At 56.7% G+C, this 21,511-nt stretch carries 20 protein-coding genes; 15 read left to right on the top strand and 5 right to left on the bottom strand.

The features are described 5' to 3' along the window. Window positions 1-148 precede the first annotated feature (148 nt). The 3 genes from AB4Y96_RS09625 to AB4Y96_RS09615 all read left to right on the top strand — a co-directional run bounded on the left by AB4Y96_RS09625 (window position 149) and on the right by AB4Y96_RS09615 (window position 3,357). The gene (locus tag AB4Y96_RS09625) at window positions 149-1,282 is read left to right on the top strand and encodes a PQQ-dependent sugar dehydrogenase (protein ID WP_441916966.1); all 1,134 of its coding nucleotides are present in this window, start codon (window positions 149-151) and stop codon (window positions 1,280-1,282) included. A gap of 93 nt (window positions 1,283-1,375) precedes the next feature. Next, a complete protein-coding gene (locus AB4Y96_RS09620; RefSeq protein ID WP_441916964.1) occupies window positions 1,376-2,263 on the top strand; it encodes a DMT family transporter in 888 nt (295 codons plus the stop codon). Between the two features lie 113 nt (window positions 2,264-2,376). Continuing rightward, window positions 2,377-3,357 (top strand): extensin-like domain-containing protein, encoded by a 981-nt coding sequence (locus AB4Y96_RS09615; protein WP_441916962.1) that lies wholly within the window; start codon window positions 2,377-2,379, stop codon window positions 3,355-3,357. A gap of 6 nt (window positions 3,358-3,363) precedes the next feature. Here AB4Y96_RS09615 and AB4Y96_RS09610 read toward each other — a convergent pair whose 3' ends face one another. Beyond that, window positions 3,364-4,548, bottom strand: a complete 1,185-nt coding sequence (locus tag AB4Y96_RS09610; RefSeq protein ID WP_441916960.1) for a low temperature requirement protein A — start codon at window positions 4,546-4,548, stop codon at window positions 3,364-3,366. Window positions 4,549-4,759: 211 nt separating this feature from the next. Between AB4Y96_RS09610 and AB4Y96_RS09605 the strand changes: the two genes are divergently transcribed. After that, the gene (locus AB4Y96_RS09605) at window positions 4,760-5,176 is read left to right on the top strand and encodes a VOC family protein (protein WP_091877977.1); all 417 of its coding nucleotides are present in this window, start codon (window positions 4,760-4,762) and stop codon (window positions 5,174-5,176) included. Here the strand turns inward: AB4Y96_RS09605 and AB4Y96_RS09600 are convergent. After that, window positions 5,173-5,517, bottom strand: a complete 345-nt coding sequence (locus AB4Y96_RS09600) for an acyl-CoA thioesterase (protein ID WP_091878514.1) — start codon at window positions 5,515-5,517, stop codon at window positions 5,173-5,175. The genes AB4Y96_RS09605 and AB4Y96_RS09600 overlap by 4 nt on opposite strands. 224 nt (window positions 5,518-5,741) lie before the next feature. Between AB4Y96_RS09600 and AB4Y96_RS09595 the strand changes: the two genes are divergently transcribed. The 4 genes from AB4Y96_RS09595 (at window position 5,742) to uvrB (ending at window position 11,614) form a co-directional block, all read left to right on the top strand. Further along, window positions 5,742-6,938, top strand: coding sequence for a mandelate racemase/muconate lactonizing enzyme family protein (locus tag AB4Y96_RS09595; protein WP_441916958.1), 1,197 nt, complete (start codon window positions 5,742-5,744; stop codon window positions 6,936-6,938). 140 nt (window positions 6,939-7,078) lie between these two features. Beyond that, on the top strand, window positions 7,079-8,248 hold the full coding sequence (locus AB4Y96_RS09590; RefSeq protein ID WP_441916956.1) for an alpha/beta hydrolase: 1,170 nt from the start codon (window positions 7,079-7,081) through the stop codon (window positions 8,246-8,248). A gap of 139 nt (window positions 8,249-8,387) precedes the next feature. Further along, entirely contained in the window at window positions 8,388-8,645 is a 258-nt protein-coding gene (locus AB4Y96_RS09585) for a SemiSWEET family sugar transporter (protein ID WP_091877980.1), read from the top strand. 146 nt (window positions 8,646-8,791) lie between these two features. Further along, window positions 8,792-11,614, top strand: coding sequence for an excinuclease ABC subunit UvrB (gene uvrB / locus AB4Y96_RS09580; RefSeq protein WP_441916953.1), 2,823 nt, complete (start codon window positions 8,792-8,794; stop codon window positions 11,612-11,614). A gap of 253 nt (window positions 11,615-11,867) precedes the next feature. On the opposite strand, the gene AB4Y96_RS09575 is transcribed toward uvrB, so the two are convergent. Next, the gene (locus AB4Y96_RS09575; protein ID WP_441916951.1) at window positions 11,868-12,446 is read right to left on the bottom strand and encodes a TetR/AcrR family transcriptional regulator; all 579 of its coding nucleotides are present in this window, start codon (window positions 12,444-12,446) and stop codon (window positions 11,868-11,870) included. 117 nt (window positions 12,447-12,563) lie between these two features. Here AB4Y96_RS09575 and AB4Y96_RS09570 point away from each other — a divergent pair, with 117 nt between their 5' ends. Continuing rightward, on the top strand, window positions 12,564-13,868 hold the full coding sequence (locus AB4Y96_RS09570) for an MFS transporter (protein WP_441916949.1): 1,305 nt from the start codon (window positions 12,564-12,566) through the stop codon (window positions 13,866-13,868). A gap of 24 nt (window positions 13,869-13,892) precedes the next feature. Here AB4Y96_RS09570 and AB4Y96_RS09565 read toward each other — a convergent pair whose 3' ends face one another. Then, a complete protein-coding gene (locus tag AB4Y96_RS09565) occupies window positions 13,893-14,450 on the bottom strand; it encodes a CGNR zinc finger domain-containing protein (protein WP_441916947.1) in 558 nt (185 codons plus the stop codon). A gap of 122 nt (window positions 14,451-14,572) precedes the next feature. Between AB4Y96_RS09565 and AB4Y96_RS09560 the strand changes: the two genes are divergently transcribed. Next, entirely contained in the window at window positions 14,573-15,460 is an 888-nt protein-coding gene (locus AB4Y96_RS09560; RefSeq protein WP_441916945.1) for an alpha/beta fold hydrolase, read from the top strand. A gap of 355 nt (window positions 15,461-15,815) precedes the next feature. Then, window positions 15,816-17,333: a helicase HerA domain-containing protein gene (locus AB4Y96_RS09555; protein WP_441916944.1), complete on the top strand. Its 1,518-nt coding sequence runs from the start codon at window positions 15,816-15,818 to the stop codon at window positions 17,331-17,333. Window positions 17,334-17,339: 6 nt separating this feature from the next. Here the strand turns inward: AB4Y96_RS09555 and AB4Y96_RS09550 are convergent, their stop codons facing one another. Continuing rightward, window positions 17,340-18,035 (bottom strand): HAD family hydrolase, encoded by a 696-nt coding sequence (locus tag AB4Y96_RS09550; RefSeq protein ID WP_441916942.1) that lies wholly within the window; start codon window positions 18,033-18,035, stop codon window positions 17,340-17,342. 140 nt (window positions 18,036-18,175) lie between these two features. Here AB4Y96_RS09550 and AB4Y96_RS09545 point away from each other — a divergent pair, with 140 nt between their 5' ends. From AB4Y96_RS09545 to AB4Y96_RS09530, 4 genes are all read left to right on the top strand, one after another. Then, window positions 18,176-19,084: a lipid kinase gene (locus tag AB4Y96_RS09545; RefSeq protein WP_441916940.1), complete on the top strand. Its 909-nt coding sequence runs from the start codon at window positions 18,176-18,178 to the stop codon at window positions 19,082-19,084. Between the two features lie 127 nt (window positions 19,085-19,211). Then, a complete protein-coding gene (locus AB4Y96_RS09540) occupies window positions 19,212-20,039 on the top strand; it encodes a transglycosylase SLT domain-containing protein (protein WP_441917016.1) in 828 nt (275 codons plus the stop codon). Window positions 20,040-20,465: 426 nt separating this feature from the next. After that, a complete protein-coding gene (locus AB4Y96_RS09535) occupies window positions 20,466-20,681 on the top strand; it encodes a cold-shock protein (RefSeq protein ID WP_091877989.1) in 216 nt (71 codons plus the stop codon). A gap of 357 nt (window positions 20,682-21,038) precedes the next feature. Then, window positions 21,039-21,473, top strand: coding sequence for a BA14K family protein (locus tag AB4Y96_RS09530; protein ID WP_091877990.1), 435 nt, complete (start codon window positions 21,039-21,041; stop codon window positions 21,471-21,473). Window positions 21,474-21,511: the final 38 nt, after the last annotated feature.

Genomic DNA, 21,511 nt, shown 5'->3' with positions numbered 1-21,511 from the left:
TCACGCAGAAAGTAGAAAATGTCGCGGATTCCCCTGTTTGAAGTGCGAACCACAACGGTCACGCGAGTGTGATTGAGTGTGAAAAGACCGGGGCGGCACAATACTTCACACTGCTTTCGACAAGATGGGACAAAACAGGGAGGACGCAGTGCTGAATCGAAAGAGCATATTGGCCGTTGGGTTCACATTTCTGCTTTGCACCACCCTGCCGCTTTCCGCTGCCAATTTCAAAACCGAAAAGGTTGATATCACCACCGAAACAGTCGCTGAGGGACTGGAGCACCCGTGGGGACTTGCGTTTCTGCCCGACGGCGCGCTGCTCGTGACGGAGCGAACCGGGAGCCTGCGGATCGTCAGGAATGGCCGGACATCGCAACCGGTTGCCAATGTTCCCGAGGTCGTCGCTGCCGGTCAGGGCGGGCTGCTTGACGTGACGCTCGCGCCGAACTTTTCCACGAGCGGTACGATTTACTTCACATTTTCTGAACCCGGCAAAGGCGGTGCTGGCACAGCGCTGGCGAGCGCCAAGCTCATACGCGGCGAAAACAGCAACAGGCTTGAGAATATCAAAATCCTCGTCTCGATGAACAAGAAGACGACGAAAGGCCAGCACTTCGGCTCACGGATCGTCATTGCACCCGATGGCAAGCTGTTTGTGACCATGGGCGAGCGCGGCGAGCAGAATCGCGCGCAGGATTTCAGGGATCAGGCAGGTTCAGTGCTGCGGATCAATGCCGATGGTTCTATTCCATCAGACAATCCATTCGCCGATGGCAAGGAAGGGCTTCCGRAACTCTGGTCGAAAGGACACCGCAATCCGCAAGGTGCGGCGTGGGACCCGCTGACAAAATCACTGCTGACTGTCGAACATGGCGCAATGGGCGGTGACGAGGTCAACCAGCCAAAGCCCGGCAGGAATTATGGCTGGCCGGTCATTTCCTACGGCAAACATTATTCCGGAGCCAAGATCGGCAAGGGCACCAGCGCCGCAGGCTATGAACAGCCGCTCTATTATTGGGACCCGTCCATCGCTCCGTCAGGATTGGCAATCTATCAGGGATCGATGTTCCCGGAATGGCAAGGCGACCTTCTGGTCGGATCGCTCAAATTCGAGCTGCTATCGCGTTTGGACAGGGACGATAAGGGGGCATTTACCGGCGAGGAGCGGATGTTCGACGGCGCGTTCGGCGGCATTCGCGATGTCAGGGTGGCGCCTGATGGCTCGGTCTATCTGTTAACCGACGAGGCCAATGGTAAGATCATCCGGCTGACACGCGGCTAGTGGTGAGTGCTCTTGAAGTCGCCCACGACAACCGGTAGAGCAAGGCGCGGGCTCAAATCCTTGGGATGACCGCACATTTTCTGTGGGTTCATCATGACGCAAGGCCGTGCCAATCTGTTGCTGCTTTTCGCAGGCGCCATCTGGGGCCTCGGATTTGTTGCGCAGGCCAGCGCCGTCGGCAATGTTGGCGCCTTTCTGTTCATCGGATTGCGCTTTGGTCTGGCGAGCCTCACGGTCGCGCCGCTGGCAATCCACGAAGCACGGCAAGCCAAACAGCGTCTCGCCCTCAAAGACTATGGCGGGTTCATCTTTATCGGATTGTTTCTATCAGTCGGGTCCGTTCTGCAGCAAATCGGCCTTGCCACGACAACTGTCACCAATTCAGGCTTTCTGACCGGCCTTTATGTGGTGATGGTGCCCATTTTCGGTGTCATGCTGTTCTGGAATTGGCCGAGCCCTATTGTATGGCCCTGCGCCCTGACAGCGCTTGGCGGCATTTATCTGCTATCCGGCGGGCAGTTGGGCAATCTGACGACCGGTGACTGGCTGACAATCCTGTGTGCCGCCTTCTGGGCGCTCCAGATCATCTTTATCAATCGTCTTGCCCATGAAAACGGCCGGCCCTTCATGCTTTCCCTCGTGCAGTTTCTTACCTGCGCTGTGTTCGGCATCACGATTGGCCTGTTCACCGAGCCGTTCAACCTGCCATCCATCATGCTGTCATGGCCCGCCATTCTCTTCGGCGGCGTGTTCTCCTGCGGCATTGCCTTTACCCTGCAGGCAGTGGGACAGCGCTATACCAGTGCGCCACAGGCGGCGATCATGCTTTCCTCCGAAGCCCTGTTTGCGGCACTTTTCGGCGCTCTTCTTCTTGGCGAGCGCCTGACATTCCACGGCATGATCGGTTGTGCGCTGATATTCATCGCCATGATAACGGTCGAACTCGTACCGGCACTCCGTAACCGTACGGATGCAGCGTAAAAAAACGCCTCGGAATCACCACATAGGTTAATCCGAGCGCTGACCTTTCCTTTACATTTTGGCTTTATTTTATCGCATCAACGCTTGGTTTCAGGCGAAAAGGATGTGGTGACATGAGTTTTGCGTTGTCGTCCGCCGTACCCTTGCGGCGCCTTTCGACCGTCTTTGTCCTGTGCACGGCAACCGCGCTCAGCGCCTGCGGCATGGGCGATGTCAGGCGTCCGCAAGCCAATGTCGGCCATGGCTCCAGCACAATAGAAAGCGACACCTATATCGCCGAGGCTCCGCCCGCGGACACAACCACCGATACGTCCATTGCTGATAATTCTCTGGCTGGTGAAGAAAGCCGCATTGCAAACAATGAGGTAGATCAGCCCGCGGCAAACGAGCAAAGCCCTCCCGCCGAACAGAATCTTGCAGCCGAACAGCCCGTTATGACGGAGGAAAACCACGCGGTGGCAAGCAATCAACAGAATTATGGCTATGCGGGCGGCAATCTTCGCGATCCTATTGCGCGCAGCGAGAGCCGTTATGGAATGCCCGCTAGTGAAGCCGCCTGCCGAACACAGCTCAAACAGCTTGGTGTCGTCTTTCAGGAGAGTGCGCCTATCAATGATGGCGGTGTATGCCGCATCGACAATCCGCTCAACGTCAGCGGCTTTGCCAGCGGGCAAATCCGGTTGAAACCGAGTGCAACCCTGAATTGTCAGATGACGCTGGCCTTTGCCCGCTGGGTCAAGGGTGATCTGTCGCCCTCAACGCGGCTGCGCTATCTGTCCGGCGTCAACACCATCCATCAGGCATCCAGCTATTCCTGCCGGACCATGAGCAACCGGCGCGGTGCCAATATGTCTGAACATTCCAAGGGCAATGCGCTGGATATTGCAAAAATCACCCTGAACAATGGCACGGATATCAAGGTACAGAAACCGGGCTTCTTCGCTTTCCGCCAGCGTGGATTGCTCAACAATGTCCGTTCCGACGCCTGCGATTATTTCACCACGGTGCTTGGACCCGGCTACGACATTTTCCACAAGGACCATTTTCACTTCGACCTCATGCAAAGGCGAAATGGTCATCGGGCCTGCCGTTAGTCCGCCCTAGTGATGGGCCGGTTCTTGAACCCGGCCGATATATTCCCAGATTGTCACGACGATGAGGATCAGGCTGGTGGCAGCGCCAAGCACCAGCGGAGAAAGCGCACCACCTGCAAACGCCAGAACCGCGCATAGCACTAGTCCTGCGATGTGAGACAGTGGCGGCCTGCCCTCGACATAGCCCTTGAACAGCAGATTACCGATCAGATAGAGCGCCGTGCCCCCGATGGAGGTCCATAGGACAGCGGGTGCAGAATGGCCGGTCGGGTGCGCCAAGATCAGCTCATCTGAAACCGCCACAACGATAATACCCGCCACCAGCAACACATGAATATAGGTATAGGCAACACGGGCGATGCGGCCCGGATCATCCGTCGAAGCGATTTTATGGTGGGCGCGCAACTGCCCGACATTGAAGTAGATCAGCCACATTGCCACCGAGGCGACAAAGGTGGTCAGGAAGGCCGAAAACGAAATAAACGTCCATTCCTGCTCGGCGAACGTCGCACCGGAAACGAGAATGGATTCGCCTAATGCGATGATGATGAACAGCGCCGCCCGCTCGGCCATATGGTCGCCGTCCACATCCCAGTCTGTCGTGGACGATGCGCCAAGACCCGGCGTGCGAAAACCCATCGCCGGTCCCGCAATCTCGATCAGCAGGGCAATGAGCCAGAAATATACCCGGTTTTCCGGCTCGGCCAGACCACCTGTGATCCAGAATATGCCTGACATGGTCAGCCAGATCGAGATACGGACAAAGTTGATATAGTTGGAGCGATTGTGGTGCCGCATCGCCCACATCATGAAGAGTGAGCGGCCAAGCTGCATCGTGACAAACGCCACGGCAAAAACCAGCCCGCGCCCGGCAAAGGCGGTGGGTATCGAGGTTGATAGTACCAGCCCCGCAAGCATCAGCACGAAAAGCATGACCCGGACGGGCGGCGTTGTCGGGTCGAGCCAGTTCGTCACCCAGGCCGTATAGACCCACACCCACCAGACTGCCGCCAGCAGCAGCGTGCTTTCGCCGAGCCCCTTGAGGCTCAGATCATGCAGCAGAAAATGCGAAATCTGGGTGATCGCGAACACAAAGACGAGGTCGAAGAACAGTTCGACGAAATCGACCTTTGCACTATCGCCTTCACCGCGCTTACGCGAATAGTTCCGGATTGCCCCAGATAATGTCATTTGCCGCCCTCAAATATCCCATCCGCACAAATGGTGCCTGATACAGCGTTTTATTCCAAGCTTTTTAGGGTGTTAACCCACAGCCAGTTTATCTCCACCCATCACCATATTCGAATGAAGGTGCATGAACACTCCTGACAAAACACCCTTGTCATTGGCGGATCAGCTGCCTTTAATGCTGGTAAATCCCAACCTTCAGGAAAGGCCTACCATGCGCTTTACCGATCGCTACCCGATCATCGTCACCGACAGAAAAGAGGCATGCCGCGATTTCTGGATACGGCATCTCGGCTTTACCAGCGGCTTTGACAGCACATGGTTCTGCTGGCTTTCAGGCGAAGATCACACGGCTTCCATCGCCTTTATGACGCCGGATCACCCATCAGCACCGCCCGGCCCGGAAAGCTTTGGCGGCAAGGGCATGTGTTTTGAATTGCAGGTGGAAGACGCCGCCGCGGCATATGAAAAAATCGTCGCCACAGGATTGCAGGTCGAATATCCACTCACCGACGAACCTTTCGGCCAGCGCCGTTTTGGCTTTCACGACCCGTCGGGGCTCTGGATCGACATTGTCGAGCAGATCGATCCGCAAGCCAATTTCTGGGACAAATATATGATCGGCGGCTAGCCCTTTGTCTCAGGCGGCACTGGCGTTGGATTGCCCGATGAATCAAGTGCCACCATGACGAAATCCGCATGGGTAACGCGTTCCATCAGATCGGAAAGATAGCGCTGTGCCCATGCCTCCACTTTCAGGGTGATGGATGTGCGCCCGACACGCTCGATATGGGTGTAAACACACAGCGTGTCGCCGATCTTGACCGGCTTGGCAAAGGCCATCTCTTTTACAGCCGCCGTCACCACGCGACCACGCGCCCGCTCCGCCGCCCGAATCCCGCAGGACAAATCCATCTGCGCCATAACCCAGCCGCCGAAAATATCGCCAGCTGCATTGGCATCCGCTGGCATGGCGAGCGTACGCAGGGTCAGTTCGCCGATAGGCTTGGTTTCTTCAGTCAATTCCGGTCTCCGTAGCAAATCATCTGCATTGATGATGCAGTGCAATAGAGGCAATGGAAAGACCTTGTGTGCAAGAACTGTCAGAAAGCCGACATGCCGGGTCGCTGCACGGTTTTTGACATCGCCGCCCACTCGCTTAGGGTCGCAATGACAGTGAACGACCGGAGCAGGCCATGAAAATCACCGATGTGAAAACCTTTGTCGTCGGCAATCGCCCGCCCTCGTTCGGTGGCACATGGTTCCTCTTTGTCAGACTCACCACCGATTCCGGCGTTGTCGGCTATGGCGAAGCCTATAATTCGACCGTCAGCCCGCAAGTCATGCGCAAGGTGATCGAGGATGTGGCCGAGCGCTGGCTGATCGGCGAAGACCCGCATCATATTGAGCGATTCTTTCGCCGCGCCTATTCCGGCGGATTCACCCAGCGTCCTGACGTGACCATCATGGGCGCCGTGTCGGCTCTCGAAATGGCCTGCTGGGACATTATCGGCAAGGAAGCAGATAAACCCGTTTATGAACTGCTGGGCGGGCGGGTGCATGACCGGCTGCGCAGCTACACCTATCTCTACCCGAAGCCCGAGCTGGGCGAGACATCGGCGATCTACTGGAATGCCGAAGCCTCGGCGGAGCGCGCTGCCGAATATGTGGCCGAAGGCTATACGGCGGTAAAATTCGATCCGGTCGCGCCCTATACTTCTTTCGATCCGCGTCAGCTTTCGCTCGAACAGCTGGATCTCGGAGAAAAATTCGTCCGCCTCGTGCGTGAAGCGGTTGGCTCGAAGGCCGACCTCCTGTTCGGTACGCACGGCCAGATGACGCCCACCAGCGCCGTAAGACTGGCAAAGCGGCTTGAGCCCTATGACCCGCTCTGGCTGGAAGAACCTGTTCCGCCTGATATGCCTGAAAACATGGCCTATGTGCAGCAACACACCTCAATCCCCGTTGCAGCGGGCGAGCGTCTGACGACAAAATACGAGTTTCAGCGGCTGCTGGTGAACCGCGCCGCCAATATCCTGCAAATGAATCTCGGGCGCGTCGGCGGCATTCTTGAAGCCAAGAAAATTGCTGGCATGGCCGAGACATTCCATGCGCAGATCGCGCCGCATCTCTATTGCGGGCCGATTGTCGGCGCTGCCAATATCCAGCTTTCCACTTGCAGCCCCAATTTCCTCATTCTCGAATGTATTCAGGCTTTCGGCGGCTTTCATGCGGAAATTCTCAAAAAGCCCATTCAATGGGAGGAAGGCTACATCATTCCGCCAACAGCGCCGGGCCTCGGGGTGGAACTGAATGAAGCTGTAGCCGAAGCCCACGCCTATGACGGCCATGAACTGCATCTGAACATGGGCCGCGACCCGTTGATCGTCTGACGAAATGGGTGGTTCCATTGTTGGAAAATTGTCACGCTGGTCAGTGATCAGCGTAGCAATTCCATGCCGATGGATGCTTTTAGGTTGCGGTGCGGTCTAAATACTGGTTCTAACTCTGGAATGCAGTTCGGAGTGCGATCATGAACGTTTCCCGCTTGTCGGCCTTTCTGCTCGTCATGCTTGTGCTGACAGGCTGTGGTGGTCGCGCCGTGCTTGGCCTTACCTCCCAGAATATCGTCAAGGCCAATGCTGCCGTGCCGTCCCCCGTGCTGAACAACAAAACGGGTCCGAAAGCGGTCATTCCGATTTTCGTTGCAACAAGCCGCGAGCGTTCGGACAATCTCTCCCTGCCCTATTCATCGAAACGCTCCGTATCGCTCAATTTTGCCCGTGTTGATGTGGGTATTCCGCCCAATCACAAAAGCGGCGAAGTGGAAAAGAGCAGCAGCAAGCCCAATCCTGCCCGCGATTTTGCCGCCACAGCCTTCCAGCCCTATGGCGATAAACGCGTCTTCGTTGACAAGATCAACGCGGAACTGGCCAAGCGCCCGGTGGGCCAGCGCGAACTCTTTGTTTTCGTCCATGGCTACAACAACAATTTTGCCGACAGCGTTTTCCGTCAGGCGCAGTTTGCCTATGATTATGGTCTTCCCGCCGTAGCGGTCCAATATTCCTGGCCATCAGCAGGTTCGCTCGGCCTTTATGTCTACGATCGCGACAGCGCCACCTATGGCCGTGATGGTCTGGCTGAACTTCTGCAACTTGCTGCATCGACCAAGGCGACAAAAATCCTCCTTGTCGGACATTCCATGGGCTCGTTCGTGGTTATGGAAGCCTTGACAAAACTGGCGCAAACCGGTCATCGCGATGTTTTCAAACGCTTTTCCGGCGTTATGCTGGCCGCGCCGGATATCGATATTGATGTGTTCAAGAGCCAGGTTGCCGATATCGGCACGCTGCCCAAGCCCTTTACCGTTCTTGTGTCCCGCGCTGACACGGCGCTCAATTTCTCCGGCCGCATTACCGGCGGGCACCCGCGCGTTGGCGATGGCAGCAGCATTGCCGTGTTGCAGAAACTCGGCATCGTCGTCCTTGACGCGTCGGATCTGGATGGCGGCTCACATGGCGTCTTTGCCAGCTCGCCAACACTGATGAATATGGTGCGGAGCGGGCAGCTGTCGCAGAAGGTACTGGATGGTGACGAAACGCCTGCCGGACAGTCCGTTCTGGCCGACGGAACCTCTGTCATAACGGGTGCCGCATCCCTTGTGATTTATCTGCCAGCCCGTCTTCTGGGTGCCGTTCAATAGTCGGCGCGCAAAAGACACGCGATCAACAATCCGCGATATAAATTTTTATCGCTGCTAGCCGGTTACGTCATGATTTCGCTGTATTTTTTCGAAGAATCCCCTCATATTTCAATTCTCTCATTTTCTGAAAGTTTATTCCGTGGATCAGCATATCGAGCTTGTGGGTAGCCTCGCTGCCTTGATCACCACCCTGTGCTGGGTTCCGCAGATCATCAAGATCGTACGGTACCGGGAGACTGGCAGTATTTCGCTGGTCACCAACGTTTCCTTGGCGCTTGGTGTCCTGCTTTGGCTGTTTTATGGCGTCATGATCAGTTCGTGGCCGGTCATCGCCGCAAATGGTGCTACGCTTCTGCTTATTCTGACCATCCTCGGGCTGAAACTGCGCTACGGTTGATCGGGTTTTCGAGCCTATAGCTCGGACTATTCCAGCCTCGCCCCTGACATTCCTACTGACAACCTTATGTCAGTAGCCTGTCGCTTCGGGTGACTTTTGCAGAGTTGGGTCTTTCCATTTCGCCGGACTCCCACCATATTCAACCCATGGTTAAATCTCCTGACAAATATAACGCAGATGGTTTCGGCGAAGCGCCGCAGTCTGAACTGGAAGGCGCACCGCTTTCCGGCTCGATCAGCGATTGGGCCAAGCAGATTTCCGAGGAAACCGCCAAGGCAAAGCCCAAACCGGTAAAGCCGAAGAAGGCAGCTGCCAAGGAAAACAGCAGTTCCAGAACGTCGCGCGGCACATCCATCGGCGGATCGAGCGATCCCAAGACGCGCGCCGCCGCCGGATTGAACCCGGTCGCAGGGCTCGATATTGCGCTTGAGGATGTGGGTAGTCTGCCGGCTGGTGGAGCAACGGCAACCGTTGCCGCCCTGTCGGCACTGATCGAAAGCGGCAATCCGCTGTTCAAGAACGGGACCGCATGGCAACCGCATCGCCCTGCCCGYCCATCGAAATCCGAAGGCGGCATCGCCATTCGCATGGAAACGGATTTCACACCATCGGGCGATCAGCCAACGGCCATCCGCGATCTTGTCTCGGGCATCGCCGATGACGACAAGACGCAGGTGCTGCTCGGCGTGACCGGCTCGGGCAAGACTTTCACCATGGCCAAGGTCATCGAGGAAACCCAGCGCCCGGCACTGATCCTTGCGCCCAACAAGACATTGGCGGCGCAGCTTTACGGGGAGTTCAAATCCTTCTTCCCCAACAATGCGGTTGAGTATTTCGTTTCCTACTACGATTATTATCAGCCGGAAGCCTATGTGCCGCGCTCGGATACTTTCATCGAAAAGGAATCGTCTATCAACGAACAGATTGACCGGATGCGCCACTCCGCCACCCGTTCGCTGCTGGAACGCGATGATGTGATCATCGTCGCGTCCGTATCGTGCATTTACGGTATCGGATCGGTCGAAACCTATACGGCCATGACCTTCGAAATGAAGATCGGTGACCGGCTCGACCAGCGCGCCCTGCTCGCCGACCTTGTGGCGCAGCAGTATAAGCGCCGCGACATGGATTTCACACGCGGTTCGTTCCGGGTGCGCGGCGATACAATTGAACTGTTCCCAGCCCACCTTGAGGACAGGGCCTGGCGCATTTCCATGTTTGGCGACGAGATTGAGACAATCACTGAATTCGACCCGCTGACCGGCCAGAAGACCGGCGATCTCAGCCAGGTGAAGATTTACGCGAATTCGCACTATGTAACACCGCGCCCGACGCTCAATCAGGCCATCAAGTCGATCAAGGAAGAGCTAAAACATCGTCTTGTCGAGTTGAACGAGGCTGGTCGCCTGCTGGAAGCCCAGCGGCTGGAACAGCGCTGTACCTTTGATCTTGAAATGCTTGAGGCGACGGGTTCCTGTGCTGGCATCGAGAACTATTCGCGCTATCTGACCGGCCGCAAGCCCGGCGAGCCGCCGCCCACTTTGTTCGAATATATTCCAGATAATGCGCTTGTCTTCATCGATGAAAGCCATGTGACCGTTCCGCAGATTGGCGCGATGTACAAGGGCGACTTCAGGCGCAAGGCAACGCTGGCCGAATATGGCTTCCGCTTGCCCTCATGCCTGGACAACCGCCCGCTGCGCTTCGAGGAATGGGACGCCATGCGTCCGCAAACCGTTGCCGTTTCCGCCACCCCCAGCAATTGGGAAATGGAAGAGGCAGGCGGCGTGTTTGCCGAACAGGTTATTCGCCCGACAGGTCTGATCGATCCGCCTGTTGAAGTGCGTCCGGCGAAATCACAGGTCGATGATGTTCTCGGTGAAATCCGCGAAACCTCGGCAAAGGGCTATCGCACGCTGGTGACCGTTCTGACCAAGCGCATGGCGGAAGACCTGACGGAATATCTGCACGAACAGGGTATTCGCGTGCGCTATATGCACTCTGATATCGATACCCTTGAGCGCATCGAAATCCTGCGCGATCTCAGGCTTGGCGCATTTGATGTTCTTGTTGGTATCAACCTCTTGCGCGAAGGTCTGGATATTCCCGAGTGCGCATTTGTTGCCATTCTCGATGCTGACAAGGAAGGGTTCCTGCGGTCGGAAACATCGCTGATCCAGACCATTGGCCGTGCCGCCCGTAACATTGACGGCAAGGTTGTCCTTTACGCCGATCACATCACCGGTTCGATGGAACGGGCCATGGCGGAAACCAGCCGCCGCCGCGAAAAGCAGGAAGCCTACAACACCGAACACGGGATTACGCCCGCCAGCATCAAGAAGAATATCGGCGATATTCTCAACAGTGTTTACGAGCGCGATCATGTTCGTGCGGATATTTCCGGCTTTACTGATTCCGGCGCGATGATGGGGAACAACCTCAAATCGCACCTCGAACATCTGGAAAAGCAGATGCGTGTGGCCGCCGACGATCTCGACTTCGAAGTGGCCGCAAGACTGCGCGACGAAATCAAGCGTCTGCGCGAAACGGAACTCGCTATTTCAGACGATCCGATGGCGCGCGAGGTGGAACTGGAAAGCCCCGTTTCCGGCCGTACCAAAGGCAGGCACAATGCCGGACGAGCCATGCACCGTGTGGTTACGGATGAGAACAGCGATCCAAACTCGCCGCTGTTCCGCAAGCCGCATCTGGATGAAATGGGCGGCGATTCCACCCGGCCTCTGGGTGGCGGTCAGTTCCGCAAGAACACGCTGGATGAGATGACCGTGGGCCGGACAGAGAAACCTGTTCGCGGCGCTGTTCCGGAAAAGCCAGCAAATCCCGGTGCCACCAACCGGAATGACGACGCCATTATCAGGCGCGAGCGCAGCGGTATCGGTTCATACGAAGATGCGAATGATGCGCGCAAGAAACGTCGTCCGGGCAAAACAGGGCGTCCGGGGCGGTAGTTTTGGGCTTATGACGGTGTGTTGCACCACTTATCGCGCGTGGTTCGACAGGCTCACCATGAGGGAGATGGGTGGGTTGCAAGGATAATCGCCAGCATTGCGGAACATCGCGAAGGTTGCAGAACTTGGTTCCCTGCAACCCTCACTCTCCCTCATGGTGAGCCTGTCGAACCACGCGGCAGGGTTATGCAATCCTTTGAATCATCGACATAAATGGCATTGATATCCCCTTCAACGGGAGATATCCCACACCCTATTCCGTCTCTCTCCCAAACGCTGCTTCACCAATCCTGTTGATTTCTTTGGCAAATTCCGGATCGTCCACCGCGTGGGACAGAACGACTGTTCCCACCAGTCCGGCCATAACAGCAATGGCTTTCTCCCGTTGCTTGGCTTTTGTATTCCCGGTCACGGCGTTGATCAGAATATCGAGCAGCGCCTTTGTTCCCTCGGTAAAGCGCGAGCGCACAGGGCCACCACGGCGGGCAATATCCGGCGCGAGAGCCGCCATCATGCAGCTGCTCATTTTGCCCTCGCCATGCGCGTCACCGGTCAGGTAGGATTTGGCAATCGCGGAAAGGGCGTTGTCAGGAGATTCCTCGGAAAGGCTCGTCCATTTGCGGACTGACAGCGCCATGGCCGCTTCGCAGGCCTCGGCAATCAGATCATCCTTTGAATCGAAATGGCCATAGAAGCCACCATGCGTAAGCCCGGCGCTTTTCATGACGTCGGCAACGCCGATTCCATCAAAGCCCTTTTCGCGGAACTGCTGCCCCGCGATCTGTACAATGCGGGCGCGGTTCTGAGCTGCCTGGTCCCTGCTGACGCGCATGAAACATTCCTTCAAAAAAACTGCATTGACAATTTATATGATGACCGTCATCAATAGTCAATGATGATGACCGTCATTTAAATCAATTGTCTATACTCGCCCATCGGGGAAACGAACATGATTTCTTCACCACTTGCCGCGACCCTCGCCCGACGCAATATCCATTATGGCTGGGTGGTCGTTGCCGTCACCTTTCTCACCATGCTTGTTACCGCGGCAGCTGTTGGCGCGCCGGGCGTACTTATAGTGCCACTCGAAAAAGAGTTCGGCTGGACCACGGAACAGATCGCAACCGCCTTTTCCATCCGCCTTCTTTTGTTCGGCCTGATGGGCCCATTCGCTGCCGCTTTCATGAACTATTTTGGTGTGCGCAAAGTTGTCTGCGTGGCGCTCGCACTCATCGCCGGTGGCTCGTTTCTATCCCTCGGCATGACCGAAATCTGGCAGCTTATCCTGCTATGGGGCGTCGTGATCGGCTTCGGCACCGGCTTGACAGCCATGGTGCTCGGCGCAACCGTTGCCACGCGCTGGTTTACGGAGCGGCGCGGGCTTGTGCTTGGCATGCTGACCGCAAGCTCGGCGACCGGCCAGTTGGCCTTCATGCCACTTATGGCCTCCATCAGTGAAAATTACGGCTGGCGTGCCGCCACCATGATGGTCTGCGCCCTGCTCGCCGTCGCTGCGGTTGCGGTATTCCTGCTGATGCGCGACCGTCCATCGGATGTCGGCTTGCCGGCCTATGGCGAAAACGAAGTAACGAAAACTGCTCCGGTAACGGGTGGACTTTTGAGTCTGATCATTATGCCGATCACCACGCTCAAAGAAATCTCCCGCAGCAGCACGTTCTGGGTCCTGTTCGCTACATTCTATATCTGTGGTGCGAGCACCAACGGTCTCATCCAGACGCACTTCGTTGCTCTTTGCGGTGATTACGGCCTCGCCGCAGTGACGGCAGCCAGCGTGCTTGCCATGATGGGCTTCTTCGATTTCTTTGGCACAATCGGTTCCGGCTGGCTGTCCGACCGCGTCGATAATCGCTGGTTGCTATTCTGGTACTATGGCCTGCGCGGTGCCTCGCTGCTCTTTTTGCCTTACAGCAACTTCTCCATCTATGGCCTGTCGCTGTTCGCCATGTTCTATGGATTGGACTGGATCGCCACCGTACCGCCAACCGTCAAACTGGCAACCGATCGTTTTGGCCGCGAAAAGGCCGGTATGGTGTTCGGCTGGGTCTTTGCCGGTCACCAGCTTGGAGCCGCATCAGCTGCCTATGGCGGCGGTTTTGCCCGGACGGAATATGCAAGCTACCTGCCCGCATTTTTCACCGCCGGTATTCTCTGCTTCATCGCAGCCTTGCTCGCCTTGACCATCAAGAAAAGCAGCAAGAGCGACGTTGTCGGTGAACCAGCCATCGCGCACTAAGCGCGACGGGAACAACAAGCTATCCTATTGAGCGACGCGCGCGCGGCGACCGGCAGCTTTGGCCCGGTTGCCGCATGCCTCCATGCTGCACCAGCGGCGCGTGTGGTTCTTGCTGGTGTCATAGAACATGATGCAGCACCGCTCATTGCTGCATTTGCGGACATTCGTGTCTTCGGTGGCAACGAACCGGGCAAAATCACTGGCGATATCAGCCAGAACGCGCTCAGGCCCCTCGGTAACCGGCATCGAGCGGGTTGCCCATCCGCTTCCTGATTTTTCCAGAACTGTCGCGACAGGATGATCCGCCATGCGACGGTTGATATCGGCGATAAAAGCAGGATTAAGCGCGGTGCCCGCAGACAGATCATTTGCCGCCGCGCGCAACTGTTCCCGAAACAATCGTGTTTCAGTCAATGCCGCGTCAAAGCCATGCGTCGCATGTTCATCAGCCGGAATATCCGCCGCCCTTGCCCACTGCATAAAAGCATCGCCGCCGCCGATGAGGTCAACAAGCTCGCCGTCGATGATCTGTGTGTTGACGAAATCCAGCCAGAGGGCATTGCCCAGAAAAATGAACGACATCGCATTTCCTTTCGACTCCAAAAGTAACCATCAAAATTCGATTTGACAAGTTACTTCTTCGCGAGTAACCATTAAAACATAATTTAGACGGTGCAACGCACCACGCAACAGGAGCAAGAACGATGTCACAGTCGAACGAACATGCACGCCCGGTGATCAGTTACCGGACACAGGACGTTGATGGTCTCAATATTTTCTACCGGGAGGCAGGGCCAAAGGATGCGCCGACGCTGCTCCTGCTGCATGGTTTCCCTACATCGTCACATATGTTCCGTGATCTCATTCCATTGCTTGCCGACCGCTATCATGTGGTTGCGCCTGATTATCCCGGTTCCGGTTACAGCGATGCGCCGTCAAACAAGGAATTCGCCTACACATTCGATCATCTGTCCGATATCATTGACGCGTTCACGCAGAAGCTTGGGCTGAAGCGCTATGCAATCTACTCGCAGGACTTTGGCGGCCCCGTGGGTTTTCGTCTCGCTACCCGCCATCCGGAACGCATCACTGCGATTTTCGTCCAGAACGCCGTGGCTCATGAGGAAGGTCTGTCGGAGGGTTTTGCCACCGCCCGCCGCCTATGGGCCAATCGCAATGCTGAAACCGAAGCCGCCATGCGCAGCCATCTCACAATCGGAGACACAAAGGGCCAATATCTCTTCGGTGCAAAAGACCCGACAAGAATCAACCCCGATGCCTGGATGCATGCACAGGACGGCCTTGATCGTCCGGGTATTGCAGATGCCCAGATCGATCTGCTTTACGACTATCAGTCAAACCTCAAGCAGTATCCGCATTTTCAGGCCTATTTCCGTGACCATCAGCCGCCCATGTTGATCACATGGGGCAAGCATGATCCATTCTTCGCACTTGCCGGTGCCAAGGCCTTTGCCGAACAATTGCCCAAGGCTGAACTGCACATTTTCGATGGCGGGCATTTTTTGCTGGAAGATCATGCAGAGGAGGTCGCGGCTCTGATGCGGGAATTTCTTGAGCGCACGTTAGCCTGATTGCAAAGCTAAAGTTCGTGGTTCGTGGTTCGTGGTTCGTGGTTCGTGGTTCGACAGGCTCACCATGAGGGAGAGGGGTGATGCAAGGCTAATCGCGAACATATAATCGCAAACGTAGTAGTACAAAGTTGCGGAATTTAGCTCCCTGCAACCCACCCCTCTCCCTCATGGTGAGCCTGTCGAACCACGAACCACGCTGTATGCCAATGCAAAGCCCATTTCTCGCCATGCTGCACAAAACCATCTGTGGGTTTCCGGGGAGAAGCGACATATCGCTCGCCCATGAGCGAAAAGGAATGCTAAGGAGTTCCGCGCGGTTTATCACGCGCGGAATCACCACCGGTCTGGAGAAGCAATGAAGGTCGATATCGACATGGGGGCGGCGCCCGCAGGCGCAAAAGCCATGCTCGATCTGGAAGAGCTTCTGGCCACGCGCCTTTTGGTGCAGGGTAACTCCGGCTCGGGCAAATCCCATCTTCTGCGCCGCCTGCTCGAACAGAGCGCCCAATGGGTGCAGCAATGCGTGATTGATCCGGAAGGCGATTTCGTCACGCTCGCTGATAAGTATGGTCACGTCGTTGTTGATGGCGCGCGCACCGAGAATGAACTCACCCGTATCGCCGCCCGTATCCGCCAGCACCGGGTTTCCGTGGTGCTCGATCTTGAAGGGCTTGATGTCGAACAGCAGATGCGTTGCGCCGCCGCCTTCCTTGGCGGGTTGTTCGATGCGGAACGCGACTACTGGTATCCGATGCTTGTTGTCGTCGATGAAGCCCAGCTTTTCGCCCCGGCTGTCGCCGGTGAAGTCTCCGACGAAGCACGCAAGCTCTCGCTCGGCGCCATGACCAATTTGATGTGCCGTGGCCGCAAGCGCGGACTTGCCGGCGTCATCGCCACGCAGCGTCTGGCAAAGCTTGCCAAGAATGTCGCTGCCGAAGCCTCCAACTTCCTGATGGGGCGTACCTTCCTCGATATCGATATGGCCCGCGCCTCCGACCTTCTCGGCATGGAACGGCGGCAGGCCGAACAATTCCGCGATCTGGCGCGCGGACACTTTGTGGCACTTGGCCCTGCCCTGTCGCGCCGCCCGCTGCCCGTCACCATTGGAGCGGTTGAAACTTCTGCCCGCTCGTCTAGCCCGAAGCTGACACCCTTGCCGCGGCAAGCGGATGACGCGCATGATCTGATTTTCACCCCCGCCCCGGAAGAACGGCGACCAGTCGTGCGGCGCACGCCTCCACCACCGCAGCCAACACCAACAGCTGACATTCTGGCGCAATTGAGCCAGGCCAAGGCAATGGCCGAAGCGGAAGCACCCGCCATGACACTCTTCCCGGAGATCGATCAGGCTGAGCGCAACGGATTGATTGATGGCGTTATGCAGGAGATGCTTGGCGATCCCGATGCGGGGTTTCGCACCGACGCGGTTCTCTATCAGGATTTTCTCGTGCGCTGCCGCATTCGCCGGGTACCGGGCGAAGCGCTATCCCTGCCCGCCTTCCGCCGCAAGCTTGCCGTCGCCCGTGCCGGTATCGACGGCGAGACCGCACAGAGCGAGCCATGGCAACAGGCATTGGAACTGTCGAAAAGTCTGCCAGATGATGTGCAGGGCGTGTTTTTTATCGTGGCGCAGGCGGCGGTGACGGGAAATCCCTGCCCATCCGATGCAACGTTAGCGCGCGCTTACGGAACCCACTCGGCGCGGCGCGCCCGGCGACTGCTGACCTATTTTGAAGAACAGGGACTGGTGGTGGTCCGCACCGATTTCGCTGGTAACCGCGTTGTTGCCTTCCCGGATCTTGGCTGCGAAACGCTGGCGGGTGATCCCAACGGTCCCGATGACGGCGCGCAGCAACAGCACGCCGCCGAATAGCAATAGCTAGATTTCAGCAAGCAGAGGTGCGAGTGCACCGAGATTCTCGATTTCCCGGAAACGCGGCTCGGCAACCGGCGCATCCACATGTTCAAGCACCCAGGTCAGCCCATGCGGAACATAGACGCCCCAGCCACCCGCCTGAATGGCTGGAACCACATCGGATTTCAGCGAATTGCCGATCATCATACTGCGTTCAGGACCATCGCCATGGCGGCTGAAAATCCGTTCATAGGTAGCCCGGTCCTTGTTGCTGACAATTTCCACCGCATCAAAGAAATCACCAAGGCCTGACTGCGCGAGTTTGCGCTCCTGATCGAAAAGATCGCCCTTGGTGATCAGCACCAGCCGGTAGCGACCCGCCAGTTGTTCCAGCGTTGCTTGCACATGCGGCAGGGTTTCAATGGGATGACGCAGCATTTCGCGGCCAGCCGCCAAAATCTCATTGAGGACCGATGAGGGAATCTTGCCGTCGGTCACTTCCAAGGCGGTCTCAAGCAGCGAAAGCGTGAACCCCTTGATGCCAAAGCCATAGAGATCGAGATTGCGCCGCTCGACTTCCAGAAGCCGGTCCGAGAGGTCAGTCGCATCCGTATAGGGTGCCAGCAACGCTTCAAAATGCTTTTCCGATAACCGGAAGAACTGCTCGTTTTCCCAGAGCGTATCGTCTGCGTCGAAACCGATGGTGGTGAGGGAGGACATTTTCAAACTCTCATGCTGACATCGTATGGCGATCTGTGTAGCGCGCAGCTCAGGCAAAATCCATCCATCTTCATCCCCGCCTTGTTTCGCCACAAATGAAACCCCACCTGCGGCTGACAGCAAGCCGGAGCACCGATCTATTGACCAAAGCCAAACCGCCAAGACGCGCACTCTTTATCGTCAATCCCAATGCACGCAGCGGCAGAAAGCCAATCGATCCTATTCGCAAGGTGCTTGAAACGGGTGGACTGACCCTGATCGATGCTGCACCTGATAAAGACGAATCCATCTCCGATGTAATCCGCCGCATGAAAGATCAATGCGATCTGGTGATCATTGGCGGCGGCGACGGCACCCTGAATTCTGCCGCTTCAGGTCTTGTTGAGACCGGCCTGCCACTCGGTGTCCTGCCGCTTGGTACTGCGAATGATTTTGCCCGGACAATTGGCTTGCCACCCCTGCCCTTGAAAGCTGCGGAGCTGATCCTCACCGCAAAACCGCGTCCTATCGATCTGGGCGAGGTCAATGGCAACCTGTTTTTCAACGTCGCCAGTATCGGCTTCAGCGCGGAACTTGCAGCGGAACTAACCGAAAAGGCTAAAAAACGCTGGGGCAAGCTCGGCTATGCCATTGTCGCTGCCCGCCTTCTCGCGCGGTCACGCCTGTTCACCGCCTATGTCGAGCATGATGGTTCGGTCGAGACGATCAGGACGATGCAGGTTTCCGTCGGCAATGGCCGTCACTATGGCGGCGGCATGACGGTGGAAGAAACCGCAACAGCCGATGATGGGCGGCTCGACTTCTATAGTCTTGAAGTCGATCACTGGTGGCGGCTGCTCGGTCTCCTGCCCAGCCTGCGCAAGGGCACCCATGGACGGTGGGACGATGTTCGCGCCTTCCAGACAACGGAAGTGACCATCAAAACCAGTAAACCACGCGCCGTGAACACCGATGGCGACCTGACCACATGGACACCCGCGCATTTCCGTATCCGCGAAAAGGCAATCAAGGTTTTTGCGCCGGAAACTCCACCTGAGAACGCCGTATAGCGAACAAACAGGCAAGCCAGACTTTCGTCGGCAATTTCTCTGTGCTTTATGCTGAAGAGCATCACGAATGGGGAATGAGGGCTGGGTGAACTGGTTTTATAAGATCGCTCTGGTTGCATCATTCACTATGCTGACCGCATCAGTTGTGCGGGCGGCTGATAATCCTTCCGTATCTGTGCCGGTGCAGCCGCCCGCCCCGACTGTCAGCCAGATTTGTGCTGCCATCGCAACCCAAGCCGATGGCCATGGTGTGCCGCGCGACTTCTTTGCAAGGCTGATCTGGAAGGAAAGCCGCTTTGACGATCAGGCCTTGAGCCCCGTCGGCGCGCAGGGCATTGCCCAGTTCATGCCGGGTACGGCCAAGGAGCGGCAGTTGGAGAATCCATTCGATTTTGCTCAGGCACTCCCCGCCTCCGCGGCGCTCCTGAAGGATTTGCGCAAAACCTTCGGCAATTGGGGATTGGCTGCCGCCGCCTATAATGCCGGGCCAACCCGTGTGGCAAAATGGCTATCGAGCGGCGGGTTCCTGCCGCTGGAAACCGAAGACTATGTGCTTGATATTACTGGACGTCCGGCCGACGACTTTGCCGCTGGCGCAGAGATTGGCGCAGCGCCGCTCAATGCGAAACTGGATTTCGATGTTGCCTGCCGGCAATTACCGATCGTACGGTCTGCCACAGTTTCCATGGCACAGATCAAGCCAAAACCCTGGGGCATCCAGATTGCCGGCAACTTCCGACGCTCCGCTGCCGTGAACCAGATGGAGCGGCTTCGCCGGGCTTTTCCGGCTATTTTGAACGTGCATGAGCCCGTGATCAGCCGTTACCGTACCCCCATGGGCAGGCGTGGCATCTACGCGGTGCGCATCGGTGCTGATACCCGCGGCGAAGCCAACACGATCTGCGCCCAGCTGCATGGAGCCGGTGGCGCATGTATTGTTTTGCGCAATCGTTAGGATTGAGCCGTAAATATTTGACCATTTGGACAGTTTTACTCTTATTCCCGCTTCCACAACCTCAAATTGCAATGTCTGTCACAACCAATACACCGGTACTAGGCAACAATTTTGTGCGACCAAGTATGTCAGCTGCACAGCTGTTCGATATAGTCGCCTAAACGTTGGAAAAACTTTTGCTTGCCAAAAAACACTTATTCTAGCAGTCTTCCAGCGTTCGGGCATCTGCGAACACTGGAAGACTGGAAGAACGGCGCGCCGGAACCGCAAGAATACCGGGTCGGGAGAAATCCCGGCAATGATCGGCTCCTTTCCTGAATTCGAGACTTGCCTGCATGACTTACGCTGGATGTATTTTGCAAAAGGCGACACTACCAATCCCGCAAACCCGGAGGGGAACGCGGTAGTAAGGAAAAGGAACGGAGCATGGCACAGACCGGTACGGTCAAATTCTTCAACAGTGAAAAAGGCTTTGGCTTTATCAAACCGGATGACGGCGCGGCGGACATTTTCGTCCATATCTCCGCGGTACAGGCGTCCGGCCTCACAGGTCTCGCAGACAATCAGAAGGTTTCCTTCGATACCGAGCCTGACCGTCGTGGCAAGGGCCCAAAGGCCGTTAACATCACGGTTTCGGAATAGTTTAGCGGCGCAAGCCGTTTTGGAGCCCCCGGCTAAAATCGGGGGTTTTCCTTGAGAGTGCATACCCAACCGGTCGCGGCGATGGCTGCGCTTCCGCAACGGGAATAGATTTTGCGTGGCTTTGCCCCGAAATTACCCGCTTTCCACCCCCTCCACATATGTTTTGCCATTGATTTGCTAATATTGTCGTGTGTTGTGCCCTGAATGAAGGGAACGAAACTGTGCGGTTTCCGTTCAGCTTGCATTCATTCAGGAGCGTTTAAAACACACATCACGGCTGGCGCCCCCACGAAAGTCCAGCCCAACACGATCAGGCGGTTCGAAAGTTTCGCCAGGGATGCTTCAAAGGAGGCACAGATGTTTAAGAGTATGAAAATTGCCATTCTTGCAACAGCAGCTTTTGCAACGATTGCTGTTCCGCTTGCTTCGTCAGCATCGGCTGATGACTGGGGCTGGCGTGATCGCGGCTACTACCGCCATCATCGTGGCCACCGTGGCGGCGACGCCCTTGCTGCCGGTGCAATCGGCTTGGCAGCCGGTGCGCTGATCGGCGGTGCATTGGCCCAGCCACGCGAACCCGATGTCGTCTATCGCGATTATGATGATCGTCCTGTCTATCGCGCCGCACCGGTTCGCGTTTATCGCGAAGTCCGCCCCGCTTATTATGGCAGCGCGCAGCCATGGTCACAGTCATGGTATCGTTATTGCGCCGACCGCTACCGTTCCTTCAACCCGGAAACCGGCACATTCCGCGGCTATGATGGACGCGAATATTTCTGCAACGCCAACTGATCTCCAGTCAGTGCGACATGCAAAAGGCCGCCGGAGTG

It is taken from the genome of Phyllobacterium sp. TAF24 (assembly GCF_052113785.1).
In the GTDB taxonomy this organism is placed as follows: Bacteria; Pseudomonadota; Alphaproteobacteria; order Rhizobiales; family Rhizobiaceae; genus Phyllobacterium.
Note: the sequence above shows the minus strand (reverse complement) of the source record. Positions and strands in the feature narration are given on the sequence as shown.